Raw genomic sequence first — 18,362 nt, 5'->3', positions numbered from 1 at the left:
GTGTGTGTCCGTCTTATTCAGGGGGCACACACTCCGGGTTTTTATCTGACCTAAGCATGGGGAGGGATCATTAATGAAGTCGGTGTTTGAGAGGGAAGAGGCGTATTGGAGCGGGATTTTTGACAACGAAGATAGTATGAGCTTCTTGCCGCATAGCAGCCCCATCCATAAGGAAACAAGCGTGAAGGAGGCATCCAGCATCGGTGTCATCCGCCGCGAGCTGCCACAGGAGCTGTCCGCGAGGATCATCTCGCTGGCCAAGGGAGCGGACATGGCTGTCTATCTGATCGTATTGGCCGGAGTTAACGGGCTGCTCTACACCTATACGCATCAAGAGCATACGATTGTGGGCATGCCCGCGTACAGCGAGCCCGATGATGGAAGCGTGCCGACCCACGACGTTCTATTAATTAAGACGAGGGTGAATGGCGAGAGCACGCTGAGAACGCTGCTCGGACAGATCAAATCCTCTGTCAGCGGAGCCATCGAGCATCAGCATCTTCCGTTTCGCAAGATGGTTCAACCTCTGAACGTAGCGTACCATCCGTCTGGCGAGCCTGTGATCCCTACAGTAGTCTCATTAACAAGCCTGCATACGGACACTGGAAAGAGCATCGCCTGGAGCGACACTCTGTTTCAGTTTGAAATGGCGGAGGGCTCCATCGAGTTGAAGCTAAGCTTCAACTCCACCCGATACGACGAAGCCTTTATGACCAGGGGCATCGATCATTACATTCGGCTGCTGACAGGCGTGTTGTTCCAGCCAGACCTGGCTATTGGCGGAGTGGACATCCTGTCTGATGCCGAGCTGGACGAGATTTTTACTGTATTCAACGATACCGAGGCGGATTATCCGCGAGAGCAGACGATTCACGGGCTGTTCGAGGAGCAGGCGGAGCGTCATCCGGGTGCGGTCGCGGTCGAGTATGAGGACGAGCGGCTGACATACCGCGAGCTGAACGAGCGGGCGAATCGTCTGGCGCGCACCTTGCGCGGGCAAGGCGTAGGGGCGGATCGGCTCGTGGGCATTATGGCGGAGCGCTCGCCATCCATGGTGATCGGGATACTCGCCATCCTGAAGGCAGGCGGGGCCTATGTGCCGATCGATCCCGACTACCCGGAGGAGCGCATCCGCTATATGCTGGACGATTCGGGTACCCAGGTGCTGCTGCTGCAATCGCATCTGCAGGACAAGGCAGCCTTCGCAGGAGTGAGCCTGCTGCTGGATGACGAGCAGACCTATGCAGCGGATGGCACGAATCTTGCCTCGGTGAACGAGCCGCATGATCTGGCCTATGTCATCTACACGTCGGGCACGACAGGCAAGCCGAAGGGCACCTTGATCGAGCACAAGAACGTGGTGCGGCTGCTGTTCAACAGCAGAAACCTGTTCGACTTCGGCCCGGCGGATACATGGACGTTGTTCCACTCGTTCTGCTTCGACTTCTCGGTATGGGAGATGTACGGGGCGCTGCTGTACGGAGGCAAGCTGGTCATTGTTCCGCCGATGATTGCGAAGCATCCGGCGCAGTTCCTGCACTTGCTGAAGGAGCGTGGGGTCACGATCCTGAACCAGACGCCGACGTACTTCTACCAGTTGCTGCGTGAAGCACTGGCGGAGAGCGAACAGACGCTGTGCCTGCGCAAGGTGATCTTCGGCGGGGAGGCGCTGGCGCCGCAGCAGCTCAAGGACTGGAGGAAGCGATACCCGGCGACGCAACTGATCAATATGTACGGCATCACGGAAACAACGGTGCATGTGACGTACAAGGAAATTACCGAGGTGGAGATTGCCGAGGGAAGAAGCAACATCGGCAGGCCGATCCCGACGCTGAAGGTGTATGTGCTGGATGGGAACCGAAGATGCGTGCCAGCGGGCGTAGCGGGCGAGATGTATGTGGCGGGCGAAGGATTGGCGCGGGGCTACCTGAACCGGCCGGAGCTGACGGCAGAGAAGTTCGTGGACGACCCGTTCACGCCTGGCGAGCGGTTGTACCGGTCGGGAGACCTGGCGAGATGGCTGCCGGACGGCAACATCGAGTACATGGGCCGGATCGACCATCAAGTGAAGGTACGGGGGTACCGGATCGAGCTAGGGGAAGTGGAAGCGCAGTTGTTGAAGCTGGAGTCGGTGCAGGAAGCCGTCGTCATGGCGCGCGAGGATGGCAGCGGAGAGAAGCAGCTCTGCGCGTACCTGGTGGCGGATAAGGCGTTGACGGTGAGCGAGCTGCGAGGCTGGCTGTCGGAGGAGCTGCCAGGGTATATGATTCCGTCGTATTTCGTGCAGCTTGAGAGGATGCCGCTGACGGCGAACGGGAAGACGGATCGCAAGGCGCTGCCAGCGCCGGAGGGAAGCGTGAATACTGGTGCGGAATACATCGCGCCGCGCACCCCGCTGGAGGAGCAGCTGGTACAGATCTGGCAAGAGGTGCTTGGCCCGATGAGGGTCGGAGTGAAGGACAGCTTCTTCGATCTGGGCGGCCACTCGTTAAGCCTGATGCAATTGATTCAGAAGGTATATGCCGCAACAGGGGTCGAAATCTCGCTCCACAACATGTTCCAGCATCCGTCCATCGAAGCGATGGCGTATGAAATCTGGCAATCCGGTCTTGAGGGACATCGCGGCGACCGCTTCATGAAGCTCAACGAGCACGGCCCGATCAACGTGTTTTGCTTTCCTCCGGGGGGCGGATATGGCATCGGTTATATGGAGCTGGCGAAGAGGCTGGATGGGCGCTGCGTGCTGTACGCCATCGATTTTATGGACGATACGGAAGATGGCGAGGACATCACTGGCCGTTATGTAGACGAGATGCGCCGCGTGCAGAACGACGCTCCGTATGTGCTGCTAGGGTACTCGCTGGGTGGCAATCTGATGTATGAGGTGGCCCAGGCGATCGAGAGAAGAGGCGGCCGCGTCTCGGACCTGATCATGCTGGACTCCCTGTACAAGCAATGTGCCACTCCGCTGGAGGAAGTGGAGAGCGACATCAAGGAAATTCTGGAGCCTGCCGACGGTATGGAGAAGGAATTGCTTGACAATCCATTCATTCGCGAACGTGTGGAGCGCAAGGTGCGGGCGTACCTGACCTATGGAGCGAGCCTGATTCATTCGGGCACGGTTGAGGCCCATATTCATGGGCTTATCGCCGAGGGCACCAGAGAGCGTGGAGCGCTGGAGCACCGGCCGTCATGGCAGGATGCGACCCGGCTTAGCTACGAGGAATATGCGCTCGCCGGGGTTCACGAGCAGGTGCTTGCTCCCGAATACGTGGAAGAAAATGCGAACGTCATTGGGCGCATCGTCCAGCAGATCATGGAGCGGAAGCTGGAATCGCATAAGGTGCCGTTATGAAGTGGATTAACCCTGTGCATACCTTGAAAGGGGACAACATGTGGTGCAAGAGCGAAAAGACGGAATGACCCTGTGGAACGCGTTCCTTTGGTTATGGACCTATATGAGGGCTCATCTCGGATGGATGGTCATCGGGATTGTCTCCGCCATGGCAGCCGCGCTGATCGAGATCTGGATCGGCAGCTTCATTCAGGATTTAACGACGCATGCGCAGAATGGGGCAGGACAGCTCGTCATGCCCATCGTATTCACCGTATTTGCCGTCATCCTGATCGGCGTTCCCGCGAAATATTTTATGGCGTTCGGTGTGGAGCGCAGCAGCGCCATGGCCGTTAGAGATATTCGCAATCATCTGATGAACCATATCGGGAGGCTGCCTGTTCATTATATCGAGAAGCAGCATTCGGGGGATGTGCTGTCGCGGTCGAGCAATGACCTGCAGGTGATCCAACAATTCATGAGTCGAGATTTGGCGCAATGGTTTTACCATCCGCTCTTGTTTATCGGCTGCTTCACCTATCTGATCTGGATTCAGTGGCAGCTCGTATTGTTCAGCCTCCTGCTGCTTCCCATCTCCCTGCTTGTCTCGCACTGGGTCGGCAAACAAATGCAGCGACTGACGGAAGAGGCGCAGCGGCATATGGGGCAGATGAACGCGATTACGCAGGATACGCTGGGCGGGATGCCGATTGTAAAAAGCTATCTGCTCTCGGGAATGCTGCTGCGTTCGTACAAGTCGTTGCTGCAATTGACGCTGCTCAAGAAGCTGGCCGTGCGAAAACGGGAGGCCTGGGTTGATCCGCTCTTGTTCTCGCTGATGCTCAGTCCGATTATATTTGCGGTGATCTATGGCAGCTACCTCATATCGATCGGCAAGTTCGGCGCGGGAGAATTAATCGCCTTTCTCTACCTGCTTAATCTATGTCTGGAGCCGCTGGATCACATCCCGACGCTGATTACGAATACCTTCCAAATGACCGGGGCGCTCAAGAGGGTGGCCGAGATGCTGAGGCAGCCTGCCGAAACTCTGGAGGGGCATTCGATAACAAGAACGGGTGATCCGCCCGTCGTATTTGATAACGTGACGTTCGCTTATGATAACAAGGCTCCTGTGCTGCGAAATCTCAGCTTTACGGTAACAGAAGGGAAAACCATTGGGCTGGTTGGAGCGAGCGGCGGGGGCAAGAGCACGGTGTTTAAGCTCCTGTGCGGATTCTACCCCTTGCCCGCCGACCAGGGGACGATCCGAATCTTCGGTCAGCCGATCCAGGACAGCAACCCGAATGAGCTTCGCGCTTGTTTTTCGGTGGTGACCCAGGATGCGTATTTGTTCAGCGGCACGATTGCCGACAATATTGCTTACGGACGGGAGAATGCAACGATGGACGAGGTGATTGAAGCGGCGAAGCAGGCCAATGCGCATTCGTTTATTATGGAGCTTCCCGGCGGGTATCAGGCGGATGTAGGAGAGAGGGGAGGGCTTCTATCCGGGGGACAACGCCAGCGGATCACGATTGCCCGCGCATTCCTCAAGGATGCGCCGATTCTGCTCCTGGACGAGCCGACCTCCGCGCTGGATACCGCCTCTGAATTATACGTTCAGGAAGCGCTGAATGTGCTCATGAAGGATCGAACAACGATTGTGATCGCGCATCGGCTGTCCACCATCGAGAAGGCGGATGAAATTCTCGTCCTGGAGCAGGGGGAAATTGCAGAAGCGGGCCATCATGAGGAGCTGCTGACGTTGAATGGCCTGTACGCCCGATCGTACCATCAGGAGTTTGCCACTGCCGCTGTGAAGAGCAGAAAGGTGGCCTTCTCATGAAAGTAGCTCACTTGATCTCCCATGCGAAGGAACTGGGTCACATCCTGAGCTTTATGAGCAAAGGAAGCAAAATTCGTTATTTCACCGGGATTAGTCTAAGCACGACTATTCAAAGCTTGTTTCTGGTCTCCTTCAGCCTGGTCGTTCAGGGTCTGGTGGATTTCGCGGTGACGCAGGATACTTCGCTGATGTACCGTGCTATATTGATCCTGGCTGGCTCGCTGTTTCTCGTGAATTTCGTCGCTCCGGGCTTCTCCTATATGTTCCGCAGCAGCGTGGAGCGGACGATGGCAGATATACGGGAGCGTCTGTTTGTCAAGCTCTGCAAGCTGCGACCGAGCTATCTGGAGCAGACGCATAACGGGGACATCCTCTCGCGGATGAACAACGACGTGACGACCTTGGAGGTGACGTACACCGGCGTATATTTCGTACTGCTGCTGCAGTTCGTATTCGGTGTGGGCTCGCTCGTGACGATGTTTGTCATTCATTGGCCGTTTGCGTGCGCTTCGCTTGCCATCCTGCTGATCTCGTTTGCGATCAGCGCAAGGTTTATCCGGCAGATCCGCCTCCTCTCCGAGCAGTCGCTCAAGCTGCTGGCGCGGATGACGGAGAAATTCTCCGACTTTATCGGCGGGATTCAGCTTGTCAAATTATTTCATATCCAGCCGATCTATGCGCAGTACGCGAGCCTGAATGAACAAGTCACGAGCGTCGCTACACAAACCGCCAGGAAAAATGGCATGCTGTCCGCCGTGAATCACTTTGTAAGCTATGTGACCTTCTGTGGAATCATTGCCACGGGCAGTCTGTTCTATACGTATGGTCTGATTGGGATGGGAACCGTAGCAGCGCTGGCTGTGCTGCAAATCAATCTGACTCACGCCATTATGAATCTGGGGACGGTCCTGTCGATGGCGCAGAACTCGTTGGCCGGTGCGCAGCGCCTGCAGCAGCTATTGGACGAGCAGGAGGAGCCGGAGCATATCGGAGCCCCGCTAGAGAATGAGGCTTCGCGGAAGACCTCCTCCTCCTCCTCCTCCTCGCCTGCCATGGTGGAGCTACAGCGCGTAGATTTTTCCTATTCGTCAGGCAAGAAGGTTCTGAATGAGGTCTCGTTGCGGGTCGCCCCAGGGCAGATCGCCGCGATCGTAGGCAGCAGCGGCAGCGGCAAGAGCACGCTGATCAAGCTGCTGCTAGGCTTCTACCCCATTGATGGCGGGGCGCTTCTCATTCAGGGCAAGCCGCTCGGACAGTATACCCTGGACGAGCTTCGGGCGTGTATCGCCTATGTGCCGCAGGATGCCTTCCTGTTCAGCGGTACGATTGAAGAGAACATTCGTTATGGCAATCCGCAAGCGACCGAGGAGGAGATTATTGCGGCGGCGAAGGCGGCGTATGCGCATCATTTTATTGAGGAGCTGCCCGAGCGGTACCAGACGCAGGTGGGGGAACGCGGGAAGTCGTTGTCAGGCGGTCAGAGACAGCGGATTGCCATCGCTCGCGCATTGCTCAAGAACGCTCCGATCTTGCTGCTGGATGAGGCCACGTCTGCCCTGGATTCCGAGTCGGAATATTGGGTGCAGCAGGCGCTCGACCAATTGATGGAGGGCCGCACGACGATTCTGATCGCCCATCAGCTCAGCACCGTGGAGAGAGCGGATCTGATCATGGTCATGAGTGAGGGAACCGTGGTCGAACAAGGCACGTACCGGGAGCTGCTTGAACAGGGGGGCCACTTCGCGACATTATACGGTAGTATGGAAGCGAGCAGCAGGGGGTGAGCAGCCCCCTGACTCTCCCAATGACGAGGTGCTTTACCTTGAGCATACCCGAACATAGGAGAGTTGAATAAATATAATATAAATAGTATAATTATTCAACTATAACTCTATTCATTGGAGAGTGGCATCATGTTTAAAAATGTAGAAGAATTAACGCTTCACGCCTGGCCCTCCCTGCAAACCATGACGTTGGATGGATGGCTACTTCGCTTTGCGAATGGATGTACAAAAAGAGCGAATTCTATCAGCCCGCTATATGAGGGGAAAGAGAATGTGAAAGAGAAAATAGAGGAATGTGAGGCGATATACAAGGAAAATGGCTTGGCAACAATATTCAAGATCACGCCTTTTACGCATCCCGCCAATCTGGATGCCTTGTTGGAAGAACGCCATTATGTGATCCACGAACGGTCAAGTGTAAAAATTCGAGGGCTGAATCACGTGGAGAAGCCTAGTAACGATTCCATCTCTATTGATGCAGAGCTTACAAATCGGTGGCTAGAGCTGTTCAGCAGGTTCTCCAGCCTCGATGAGCAGCAATCTCGCGATCAAGAAAGGATCATTAGAAATATTCTAAGCAAGAAAGCGTTCTTTATATTATATCAACACGAGATTCCTGTTGCTTGCGGATTTGGGGTGGTGACCCGTGGATATTTTGGATTGCATCATATCGTCACCGAAGAGAAGTATAGAAATCAAGGGTACGGAAAACAGTTGATTTTAAATATGTTGAGTTGGGCGCGAGATCAGGGGATCGCAACGTGTTATCTTCAGGTCGTAAAGCATAATTTTCCAGCCGTAAAATTGTATCAGCGTCTAGGCTTCCAAGAAATTTATGAGTATTGGTATCGAATAAAGAAGAACGACTGACGTCTGTCAACGCTAATGAGCCTCTCATCATCCGAAGTATATAGGGAAGGGATTGACAGCTAGAACATTTATGATTAGTATAAAGGTGCGAATAATTGGGTGATCCAATTATCCACGAGCAACGATCAGACGGAAGGGTTATTAACAATGTCAATTAAGAAGATTAAGTATCATCGGGTATACGAGGATGTTATTGAGCAGATCGAGCATCTGATCCTCGAGGGGAACCTCGCTCCAGGCGATGTGCTGCCTACGGAGAGAGAGCTGGCTACGGCGTTCGGCATCAGCCGCGGCACTCTGCGGGAAGCGTTCCGTATACTGGAGCGGGAAGGGCTGATCGAGGCACGCCCTGGCGGCGGACGCTTCCTCAGCAGAAATATAAGCAAAGCCGAGGATCAGAAGCGCATGCTTGAGAATATCGAGCGGGCGACGATTATCGAGCTGCTGGAGGCACGGGAAATATTCGAAACCGGCATTGTCGAGCTGGCGGTGAAACGGGCGACCCGGCAGGACATCGCCGAGATTGAAAGCGCTCTCGAGCGCTGGGGCAAGATCGACATCGACTCGGACGATCCGGGCAATCCAGATCAGGCGTTCCATCTCTCAATCGCCAAGGCGACACATAATGTGGTATTGGTTAACTTGATCGAGCTGCATATGGATCTTCTGCAGAAGACGGCGACGAAGACCGTGGATATTCCCGGACGCCGAGCGGAGGTGTACACAGAGCATTTGCGCATTCTCCAGGCGATCAAAGAGAAAGATGCGCAGAAGGCAAAGGAAGCGTTGCTGCATCATATCGGCCAGGTCAAGCAAAACATTATGTTGAACAAAGCAGGATCAAATGGATGAGGAGCATCCTTTTGATCCTATAATTGGGTCATCCAATTATCCAATTCAAGAAAAAATGGAAAGATTGAACGCTAAGACAGCGAATGGAGGATAGATATGCTCAAAGAGTCATTCCGAATATTGGCCCCCTGCGGCATGCTGGGGTACGGTTTTCCTAAAGCCTCCTTTATGAAAGGGATGGAGCTTAAGCCGGATGCGATCGTCGTTGATGCCGGGTCTACAGATGCCGGCCCTCACAAGCTGGGCGCAGGCACGGCAATTGTCAGCAGGCAGGCCTGCAAGAAGGATCTTGAGATCATGATTACCGAGGGCGTCAAGGCGGGTATCCCCGTTATTATCGGGTCTGCTGGAGGCAGCGGCGCCAGGGTGCATGTCGAATGGACGCAGTCCATCGTCATGGACATTCTACAAGAGCGTGGAATCGGCGGCATCAAGCTCGCCATGATCTGGGCGGACATCCCCCATGAGGTGGTGGAGGCGAAGCAGCAGGCTGGCCAGTGCGAGCCGCTTGGCCTGTCCGTTACGCCGCTGACGCCAGAGCGACTGCAGGCGACGAGCGGCATCGTGGCGCAGATGGGCCACGAGCCCATAATGGAAGCGCTTGCCGCGGGTGCCGACATCATCATCTGCGGACGCGCTTATGATCCGTCGCCGTTCGCGGCTGTGGCGATGTTCCACGGCTATGATGCGGCCCTCGCGTATCATCTTGGCAAAATTCTCGAATGCGCCGCATTATCAGCGGAGCCGGGAACGACCAAGGACTGCATGCTCGGCACGCTCAAGAAGGATTCGTTCATCGTGCAGCCGCTTAGCGACGCGCGCCGCTGCACGGCGGTATCGGTCGCGGCCCATACGTTCTACGAGAAGGAGCATCCGTACCTTCTGCACGGGCCGGGACTGGTGCTGAACCTGGAAGAATGCCAGTTCACCGAGCTCGGCGATGGCAGCGTCGAGGTGAGCGGCAGCAAGATGGAGCTGACGCCGGTGTACAAGATCAAGCTGGAAGGGGCGATGAAGGTCGCCTATCGGACATTCGTCGTCGCCGGCGTGCGCGACCCGCTGCTGATTGCCCGCATTGAAGAGGTGGAGGAGCTGGTGAAGCAACAGGTGCAGAGCGATTACCAGGAGGTACCGCAAGACGATTACCGGATTCACTTCATTAACTATGGCTTGAACGGTGTACTCGGCGAGCTGGAGCCTCGGCGTACACCCGCCCATGAGCTGGGTGTCGTCCTGGAGGTCGTGGCGAAGACGCAGGAGCTGGCGAACGCAATCTGCAGCTCGCTCCGGTCGACCTTCTTGCATTACGGCTATGAAGGGCGCAAGGCGACGGCGGGCAATCTGGCGTTCCCGTTCGCCCCGAGCGACGTGCCGTTCGGCGCAGTGTACGAATTTTCCGTCTATCACTTGATGGAGGTCACAGACGGGCTGGAGATGTTCCCTATCGACTATATCGAGGTGAAGCCATGAAGCTCTATGACGCAGCAACCGTATTGCGGAGCAAGAACAGCGGCCCATTCGAAATTACGCTCGACGTGCTGTTCAGCGACCCCGACATCTATTACAAGCTCAAGCAGCAAGAACTTATCAATAAGGAACTTGTATCCCGGTTATATCATATCCCGGAGGAGCGTATTACACATATCGTCTTTTATGACCAGGCGCTCGGCTTTAAGATTACATTCTCCCGCACAGTATCCTCCGGCACCTTCCTGGATCGCGACGTGTACGGAGCCCAGCAGCACGCGCCGCTGATGGAGCTGGAAGTGGAGCTGTGAAGATGAACAAAGGATCGTGATAGCGAATGAAGCGAGAATATAATTTGAATAAAAATTTTCCCCTTCATATTTCACGCTGGATGCCCAGTATTTATCTCGAACCGTTCCATTGGCACACTTCATTTGAGGTGGGCTATTGCCTTGAGGGGGAAGGGCTGTTTTACTTTGAGGACAAAAAGTATGACATCCATACAGGCGATGTATTTGTCGTCAGTCATATGGAAAAGCACCGTGCGCAATCCGACCCGTTGAAGCCATGTCAATTTCACTTCTTGAAATTTGAAGGCTCGCTAATCGATGGCGGAGATAACGAGCTGCTGGCTCCATTCTTCATGAAGTCCAAGTATGTAGTGAACAAAATCGATGGAGGCTCGCAGGTGGCTGTACAAATTGGCAGGCTGCTTCGAGACATCTGGAATGAGGTTCAGGGGCAGGATCGAGCGCATACGAGTATGATTCGAGGCTTGTTAACCCAAGTGTGCGCACATCTGTTTCGTCATTATGCCAATGAAATACCGATGGAGGAGTGGAATCGCTCGCTGCACGCCTATAAGAAATTGCAGCCGGCTCTCGGGGTGATCCATCAACAATATCATGAACATATTCAGCTCAAGCATATTGCCGCTAGCTTATCCTTGAGCCCATCGCGGGCGTATCATCTATTCAAGGAAACGATGGGAGAGGGCTTCAAGGAATATCTGACGAAGGTCCGCATTCATGAGTCCAAGAAAAAGTTGAGCGACCCCAATATATCGATTACCGAGGTGTACTTGTCTTGCGGCTTTCAAGGCCATGCTTCCTTTTACAGATCCTTCAAGCAGATTGTGGGCATGACCCCCAAGGAATTCAGAAACGATATGCTTACTTCGTATCCATAGCTGTTTTTGAGAAGAATTAAATCGAATTGAAGACGACTCCTTCGTCAGAATTCATTACAATTTGAATTGTAGAAACGTTATGCGACCTAAATGTACAAGCGCTTTCATGTTAGACGTTAAGGCGATCTTCACACGGAATAATGATCAACGAACAATGGACCAGACAAGAGGTGAGAAAGTAAAGTGTACACCAGAATGAAGCGAATGTGGTCGGATAAAGTTCTATATCTTATGCTGCTGCCTTGCATGATCTATTTCGTACTGTTGCATGTCTGGCCGATAATCGGGATGAAGCTGGCCTTTTACGATTATCGCATTCTCGGCGATAACGAGTATGTTGGGCTCAAATATTTTAAGGAGCTGTTCAGTACGCCGGTTTTCGGTCATGTATTGCAGAACACCCTTATTATTAGCGCTATGAAGATGGTTCTGATCTTCCCTCTGCCGATCTGCTTTGCCTTAATGCTGAATGAATTCGCCAACGGGAAATTCCGCAAGTCGGTGCAGGTCGTGGCGTATCTGCCGCATTTCCTGTCCTGGGTAGTGATCGCGGGCATCTGGTTCGAGTTTCTGTCCCCATCGACCGGAGCAGTTAATGAATTGATGAAAGCGCTTGGCATGGCGCCGAAGGACTTTCTCACCGACAAGGACAGTATCCGCTGGGTGCTGCTCGCAAGTGAAGCATGGCGCAGTATCGGTTGGGATTCGATCATCTATCTGGCCGCTATCATGGGCATCAGTCCGAGTCTGTATGAAGCCGCTTACGTTGACGGTGCAAGCCGGTGGCATATCGTGACACGCATCGTGCTGCCGCATCTGTATGTGCCGATGGTGACGATATTTATCCTCAATGTGGGCTTCATCATGAACGCCGGACTCGATCAAGTGCTCAACTTCACCAACGATTCCGTCAACAGCCAGATCGATATTATCGATACGTATGTGTATCGGGTGGGTCTGATTAATGGACAATACTCGTTTGCGACCGCGGCCAACCTGTTCAAGAGCTTAATTGGCGTCGTACTGGTGCTGTCTACCCATTTTATCTCGAAGAAATTAACGTCCAAAGGGGCATGGTAGGGAGGTGGAATGTTCATGCCGGATCGAAAGCTGACCGTCTCCAAGGTGATCCTGGGCCTGATCCTGACGGTCGTCACGCTCACGATGTTCGTACCGATCGTCAATCTGCTCGCCCGGTCGCTGTCGCATCCCGACAAGGTGTACCTGCTGCACGGGTACGAAATTTGGCCGCGGGGATTCTCTTTCATTAACTATCAGGTCGTTCTCGGCAATCCGATTGTAGGGAAGGCGCTGCTGAACTCGCTATTCATCACCATTGTGGGTACGTGTTTCAGTCTCTTTCTAACCACCATTGCCGCTTATGTGCTGACCCGCAAGCAGTTGGCCTTCAAGACGCCGATCATGATTTTCCTCATCATCATTATGATCTTCGAGCCTGGGATCGTGCAGGAATATATGGTCGTCAAGGATATACATCTGCTCGACAGCCTCTGGGCGATGGTACTGTACCGGATGATCAACGTCTATTATCTGATCATCATGATGCGGTTCCTGGAGCAGATCCCGGACTCGCTGCTGGAGGCGGGCAAGATCGACGGAGCGGGGCATATGACCTTATTCGCCCGCATCGTATTACCGCTAGCGCGTATTCCGCTGCTGACCATCGGGATGTTCTATGCGATAGCGAAGTGGAATGAATTTTTCAAATCAAGCATTTTCCTGTCCAGTCGGGACAATACAGTGCTCCAAGTGCTGCTAAGACAGTTCGTGGTCGAACGGGATACGACGACGCTCGTCGGTGCCGCGGATCTATTGAAGAATAATAACATTGCCCAGCTCGACTTCTCATCCTTGAAAGCGGCTACAATCATCATCGCGATGATCCCGATTCTGATGCTGTATCCGATCATCCTGAAGTACTATACCAAGGGCGTTATGGATGGCGGCGTCAAGGAGTAAGGTTTCATACATGGACAAATACAGGGGAGGACAATCCAAATGAGAAAAATCGCTATCACCATGACCGCCGTCCTGATGCTGTTGACTACGGCTTGCAGCTCCGGCAGCACCAAGGAACCCGCCGATGGGGGGCAGGGCTCGACGGCGCCAGACCAGCCTGTGACGATTACGATCGTCGACAAGGACTTAACGCAGGACGATCTGTTGATCAAGGGCATCGAAGACGGAATGAAGGCCGAAGGGAAAAATGTGAAGCTGGAGGTCGTTCCGGTGCAGAGCGGCACCTATTCCGAGAAGCTGGGTCTGCTGCTGCAAAGCGGCAACATCCCGGATCTGATCTACTTCCAGGGCGGCGACTATCAGTTCGCCATCACACAAGAAATTCTCGAAGACCTGACGCCGTACATTGAGAGCTCCACGAACGTCAAGGCGGCGATGAACCCGTACAACCAGGAAAGAACGAAGAACTATCCGTATCTCGTCTGGCTGTCGCCAACCAGCAATTCCATACCTGTCGTCCGCCAGGACTGGCTGGATAAGACAGCCTCAGGCAAGGAGCTGCTCGCGAATCCGACGATCGATAACTACTATACCTTCTTGAAGGAGGTCAAGGAGAAGAACGGTGCCCAGTTCGCCTACACGACCTCGGGCACACTGGATGAGCTGGATTCCACCTTCGGTCAGGCCTTCGGTCTCACCTCCACCTGGATGAAGGGTGCGGACGGCAGCTACGAATTCGGCAAAACCACTTCGTTTGAGAAAGAGAAGCTGGAATTTTACGCCAAGCTGTACAAAGAAGGACTGCTTGATCCAGAGTTTCTGACGAAAAAATGGGATACGAAAGAAAAAGCATTCTATGACGGTCAAGCGGCAGTCATCGCGGGAACGCAGGGCAAAGTCATCCACATCTACAATTCCAAAGTGACCTCTCAGAACGGTGCGAGCGCGCAGATTACACCGCTGCCGCCAGCCAAGGGCAAGGCGCAGGGCTATACGCCGATTGATGTCAGCAAGGAAAGCCGCGGGTTCGCTATCGCCAAGACATCGAAGAACAAGGAAATGGCGTTTGCGGTGCTGGAATTCCTGGCGAGCCCCAAGGGGCAAATGCTCGACAAGCTCGGCGTTGAAGGCGAGCAATACCAAATCGTGGACGGCAAAATTAAACTGACGGATAAGGCAGCCGAATGGTATGCACGCTTTGTCGAATCAACCGTCAGCTTCAAGCCGGACAAGGAGTTCGATCCATCGACACCTTATTTGTCCGAGCCAGCGGTCAAGTCGCTGGAGATGATGGCCTCGATGTCGACCAAGGACAACAGCTTCATTATCCCGGCCGAGCTGGCTTCCAAGTGGGATGCCTGTAACGCGCTGTATAAGGAGTTTGCGGCGAACGTCGTCACCGGCAAGAAAACGACGGCTGATTTTGATCAATTCGTGGAGGAATGGAACGCTGCGGGCGGCAAGGAATTAACCGAGTATGCAAATCAAATTATCAAGTAGATCAGTAGATTACAGGACTGGGGAGTGCGGGGGCTAACCAGGCTTCGCGCTCCTAGGTAACGGAGGGGAGAGCAATCAAATGATTTCTTTTGCGGACCGAGTCCGAGGCGTGATCTTCGGAACGGCCTACGGCGATGCGATGGGGGCGGTAGTGGAGAAAATGACCCATGCCCGGATTAAGGAGCAGTATGGCCGGGTGGAGACGGTCAGGACGAGATGGTGGAAGGCAGATTGGCCGGAGGCGCTGCGGCTTGGCAGAATGAGGGGGGAAGGCATCGTCACGGACGATACGCTGATGACGCTGGCGCTCATGAATGTGTACTGCACGGAGCGACGTCACCTGGACGCCTACGATATGGCCAATGAATTTGTGAAGGAAATCGCGTTCCGTCCGCGGTATATCCCGGAATTCGGGCGGGAGGCGCTAATCCTGGATCGCCTGTTTTATCCCGAGAAGCATATCTATAACCGCCACGTGCTGGCGAATTGCGAGCCGCGCGAAGGGGGCAGCGGCAATATGGTCAACTGCGGCGCGGCGATGTACATCTCCCCTATCGGTATTGTCAATGCATGCGACCCGAAGGCGGCTTATGATGAAGCGATATTGTTCGCCTCCGGTCATCAGATAAGCTACGGGCTGGAGGCGGCGGGCGTGCTGGCAGCCTGCGTCGCCAAGGCGTTCGAGCCGGGCGTGGCAGTGCAGGATATTGTGGATACGGCACTTCACTATGCCAAGGACGGGACGAAGCGGGCGATTCACGATGTATGTGCGAGGGCGCTGGAGCTACGGGCGGAGAAAGAGGATCGGAGCAGAGTGGTACAGGCGCTGCATGAAGCGATCGCTCCGTATTCGCCGATAGGTGATGACGTTAATCGCAGCATCGATAAGCTCGGCATCCCATCGAACCATTACACGCCGAGCCGGCTGTTCTCCATCGAGGAGCTGCCGATGGCGCTCGGGTATATCCTGCTGCATGACGGCGATCTGACGGAGGCGGTCAAGGACGGCGCCAGCTCCGGGCGCGATACGGACTCCATCGGTGTCATGATTGGCGCGATTGTCGGCGCCATGCAGGGCGCGGGAGCGATCCCGGCGGACGACATCGCCGCGCTGGAGGAAGCGAGCCGGCAGAATCTGCAGACACAGTGCGATCGGTTCATCGAAGCGGCTACGGCTATCATTCAACAGGACTTGGCATATAACGAGCGCAGACAACAATTGCTCCATTCAATAAAGATAAAGGCGGTGGAGGTATAATGATTCCTTCGCAGTATGTAGAAAAAGTGTACTCCGGCTACCTTGGCATGAATATCGGTATCCGATTGGGCGCCCCGGTTGAGCCGACGATCTGGACGTATGAACGTATTAAAAATACGTATGGCGATATTACGGATTACGTCAAGCCATTCAAAAACTTCGCGGCGGACGATGACGCCAACGGCCCCTACTACTTTCTGCGCGCGCTCTATGACGACGCGGTTGATCGGGATGTGACGCCGAACGATGTCGCCCGCGCCTGGCTGAACTACGCCCGCGAGGGTATCGGCATGTTCTGGTGGGGAGGTTATGGCATTAGTACCGAGCATACCGCCTTCATTAACTTGAAGAACGGTGTTCCGGCGCCGCAATCCGGCTCTATCGAGCAGAATGGACAGATTATCGCCGAGCAGATTGGCGGACAGATCTTTATCGATACATGGGGGCTCGTCAACCCCGGCAATCCTAAGAAAGCTGCCGACTTCGGGGAAGCTGCGGCCCGCGTGTCCCATGACGGCGAAGGCGTGCTAGGCGCGAGATTCTTCTGCGCGGCAATTGCTCAGGCGTTCCTCACCTCGGATATTCATGAGATTATCGAGGCGGGGCTTGCGCAGATTCCTGCGGACGCCCTCTACACACAGGTCGCCAGAGCCGTGCTGGCGTTCCACGCCGAGCATCCAGACGACTTCCGCGCCTGCCGGGATATGCTGGAGCGGGACTGGGGCTATGATAAATACAAAGGCGTCTGCCATATCATCCCGAACGCGGGCGTCTGCTTCCTCGCGATGATCTATGGCCAGGGCGACTTCAACCGCACTGTCGAGATTGCCACGATGTGCGGCTGGGATACCGACTGCAATGCCGGCAACGTCGGCACCGTGCTTGGCGTCGCTGTCGGATTGGAAGGCATAGCGGACAAATATCGCAAGCCGATCAATGATTCCATCGTCATGTCGGGCATCTCCGGCTATCTCAATATTCTGGACATCCCGACTTACGCCAAGGAGCTGGCGATTCTCGGCTATCGTTTGGCCAAGGAGCCTTGCCCACAGCAACTGCTGGACAGCTACAGGGAGGACGAAGTGTACTTCGATTTTGAGCTGCCAGGCTCGACGCATAATATACGCGTCTCTGATCCATTCTTCTGCCAGGTTCGTCATTCCACGGAGCAAGCCTTCAAGGGAACGGGCTCTCTCGAGGTGCTGTTTGATCGCATGGTGCGCGGGGAGAAATCGAAAGTATATTACAAGCCGTTCTATACCCGTGCCGACTTCAGCGATGAGCGGTATTCACCAACCTTTGCACCGCGGGCCTACTCTGGACAGAAAGTGTCGATGAGCCTCTACCTCGACCAATGGAGCGGCACCGAAACGATGGGCATTGCCCCGTATGTCCGCCTGGCTCATAGTGGCAAGGAGCTCGTTCAAGGCTATATCAAGCTTGTCGATCAGCAATGGATTCATGTTGAATTCGAAATCCCGGACTCCGAAGGCGAGATGATCGACGAGGTCGGCATCGTGCTCGAAGCCTATTCCAACTTCAAGCCGAAGAGCCTTGGCCGTGTCTTCATAGACGAGTTCCGCATCTTCGGCAGCGCGGACTACCGCATTGATTTCCACAAGCAATCGTTGGATTTCGGCTGCGTCACGCCATTCGCTCACAACCACGGCGCTTGGAGCTTAGTGGATGGCGCGATGTATCTGATGACGGCCGAGCCGAGCGAGGCCTATACGGGCAACTACTTCGCACGGGATTACTCGGTGTCGGTGCGGGTGAATCCGCAGATCGGCGATTCGCACCTGGTAGCCATCCGCGCGCAGGGCGCTATGCGGGGGTATCACGCGGGCTTCGACGGGAAGGGCCAGGTTGCGATCTATATCAACGACTTCGGCTACCAGAAGCTCGCATCCGCCAGCTACGCCTGGCAGCTACAGCAGGAGTATGACCTGACCGTCACAGCGCAAGGGGATACGATTATGCTCCACATCAACGGTGAGCCTGTGCTGACACATACCGACAGGACATGGCGTTACGGCATGTATGGCGTGAGCACACTTGGGGCGGCGCGAGCTTATTATAGCGATATAAGAGTAAGAGAGATGTAATCGTCCCTTCAATTATCGCAAGTTGAAGTATGAGCCTCGTTATCGAAAATCGTAAGATCATATAGGATAAGAATGCGGCCTTAGCCCTGAAATTCATGGGACGGAGGCCGTTTCGTTTATTTCCGCACGTGTTCGCTCGTTGCTCTGGGATTTGGTATTTATGTGGTCAGGAAAATA

The 18,362-nt window shown here is 54.5% G+C and carries 13 protein-coding genes; all 13 read left to right on the top strand.

Annotation, left to right across the window (positions count from 1 at the left end; translation table 11 throughout):
- The first annotated feature begins 73 nt into the window (after positions 1–73).
- The 13 genes from ACY1JZ_RS01070 to ACY1JZ_RS01010 all read left to right on the top strand — a co-directional run bounded on the left by ACY1JZ_RS01070 (position 74) and on the right by ACY1JZ_RS01010 (position 18,185).
- Positions 74–3,355, top strand: a complete 3,282-nt coding sequence (locus ACY1JZ_RS01070) for a non-ribosomal peptide synthetase (protein ID WP_462627683.1) — start codon at positions 74–76, stop codon at positions 3,353–3,355.
- 64 nt (positions 3,356–3,419) lie between these two features.
- A complete protein-coding gene (locus tag ACY1JZ_RS01065) occupies positions 3,420–5,180 on the top strand; it encodes an ABC transporter ATP-binding protein (protein WP_462627958.1) in 1,761 nt (586 codons plus the stop codon).
- A complete protein-coding gene (locus ACY1JZ_RS01060) occupies positions 5,177–6,964 on the top strand; it encodes an ABC transporter ATP-binding protein (RefSeq protein WP_462627682.1) in 1,788 nt (595 codons plus the stop codon). Before ACY1JZ_RS01065 ends, ACY1JZ_RS01060 begins: the two co-directional genes overlap by 4 nt.
- Before the next feature lie 129 nt (positions 6,965–7,093).
- Complete coding sequence (locus ACY1JZ_RS01055) at positions 7,094–7,834, top strand: GNAT family N-acetyltransferase (RefSeq protein WP_462627681.1); 741 nt, start codon at positions 7,094–7,096, stop codon at positions 7,832–7,834.
- A gap of 147 nt (positions 7,835–7,981) precedes the next feature.
- Positions 7,982–8,686: a FadR/GntR family transcriptional regulator gene (locus tag ACY1JZ_RS01050; RefSeq protein ID WP_270168689.1), complete on the top strand. Its 705-nt coding sequence runs from the start codon at positions 7,982–7,984 to the stop codon at positions 8,684–8,686.
- Between the two features lie 96 nt (positions 8,687–8,782).
- Positions 8,783–10,156 carry an acyclic terpene utilization AtuA family protein gene (locus ACY1JZ_RS01045; protein ID WP_462627680.1) on the top strand — a complete coding sequence of 458 codons (1,374 nt, stop codon included), beginning with the start codon at positions 8,783–8,785 and terminating at the stop codon, positions 10,154–10,156.
- Positions 10,153–10,464 (top strand): DUF4387 domain-containing protein, encoded by a 312-nt coding sequence (locus tag ACY1JZ_RS01040; protein WP_462627679.1) that lies wholly within the window; start codon positions 10,153–10,155, stop codon positions 10,462–10,464. Before ACY1JZ_RS01045 ends, ACY1JZ_RS01040 begins: the two co-directional genes overlap by 4 nt.
- 26 nt (positions 10,465–10,490) lie before the next feature.
- The gene (locus tag ACY1JZ_RS01035; RefSeq protein WP_462627678.1) at positions 10,491–11,342 is read left to right on the top strand and encodes an AraC family transcriptional regulator; all 852 of its coding nucleotides are present in this window, start codon (positions 10,491–10,493) and stop codon (positions 11,340–11,342) included.
- A 195-nt stretch (positions 11,343–11,537) separates the two neighbouring features.
- The gene (locus ACY1JZ_RS01030) at positions 11,538–12,422 is read left to right on the top strand and encodes an ABC transporter permease (RefSeq protein WP_270168695.1); all 885 of its coding nucleotides are present in this window, start codon (positions 11,538–11,540) and stop codon (positions 12,420–12,422) included.
- A gap of 15 nt (positions 12,423–12,437) precedes the next feature.
- Positions 12,438–13,322, top strand: coding sequence for a carbohydrate ABC transporter permease (locus ACY1JZ_RS01025; protein ID WP_462627677.1), 885 nt, complete (start codon positions 12,438–12,440; stop codon positions 13,320–13,322).
- 39 nt (positions 13,323–13,361) lie between these two features.
- Complete coding sequence (locus ACY1JZ_RS01020; protein ID WP_462627676.1) at positions 13,362–14,822, top strand: extracellular solute-binding protein; 1,461 nt, start codon at positions 13,362–13,364, stop codon at positions 14,820–14,822.
- A gap of 79 nt (positions 14,823–14,901) precedes the next feature.
- Positions 14,902–16,080, top strand: coding sequence for an ADP-ribosylglycohydrolase family protein (locus tag ACY1JZ_RS01015; RefSeq protein ID WP_462627675.1), 1,179 nt, complete (start codon positions 14,902–14,904; stop codon positions 16,078–16,080).
- Positions 16,080–18,185, top strand: coding sequence for an ADP-ribosylglycohydrolase family protein (locus ACY1JZ_RS01010; protein ID WP_462627674.1), 2,106 nt, complete (start codon positions 16,080–16,082; stop codon positions 18,183–18,185). The genes ACY1JZ_RS01015 and ACY1JZ_RS01010 overlap by 1 nt, the downstream gene beginning before the upstream one ends.
- Positions 18,186–18,362: the final 177 nt, after the last annotated feature.

Source organism: Paenibacillus sp. J5, assembly GCF_054955055.1.
This window is presented reverse-complemented; position numbering and strand designations above follow the sequence as displayed.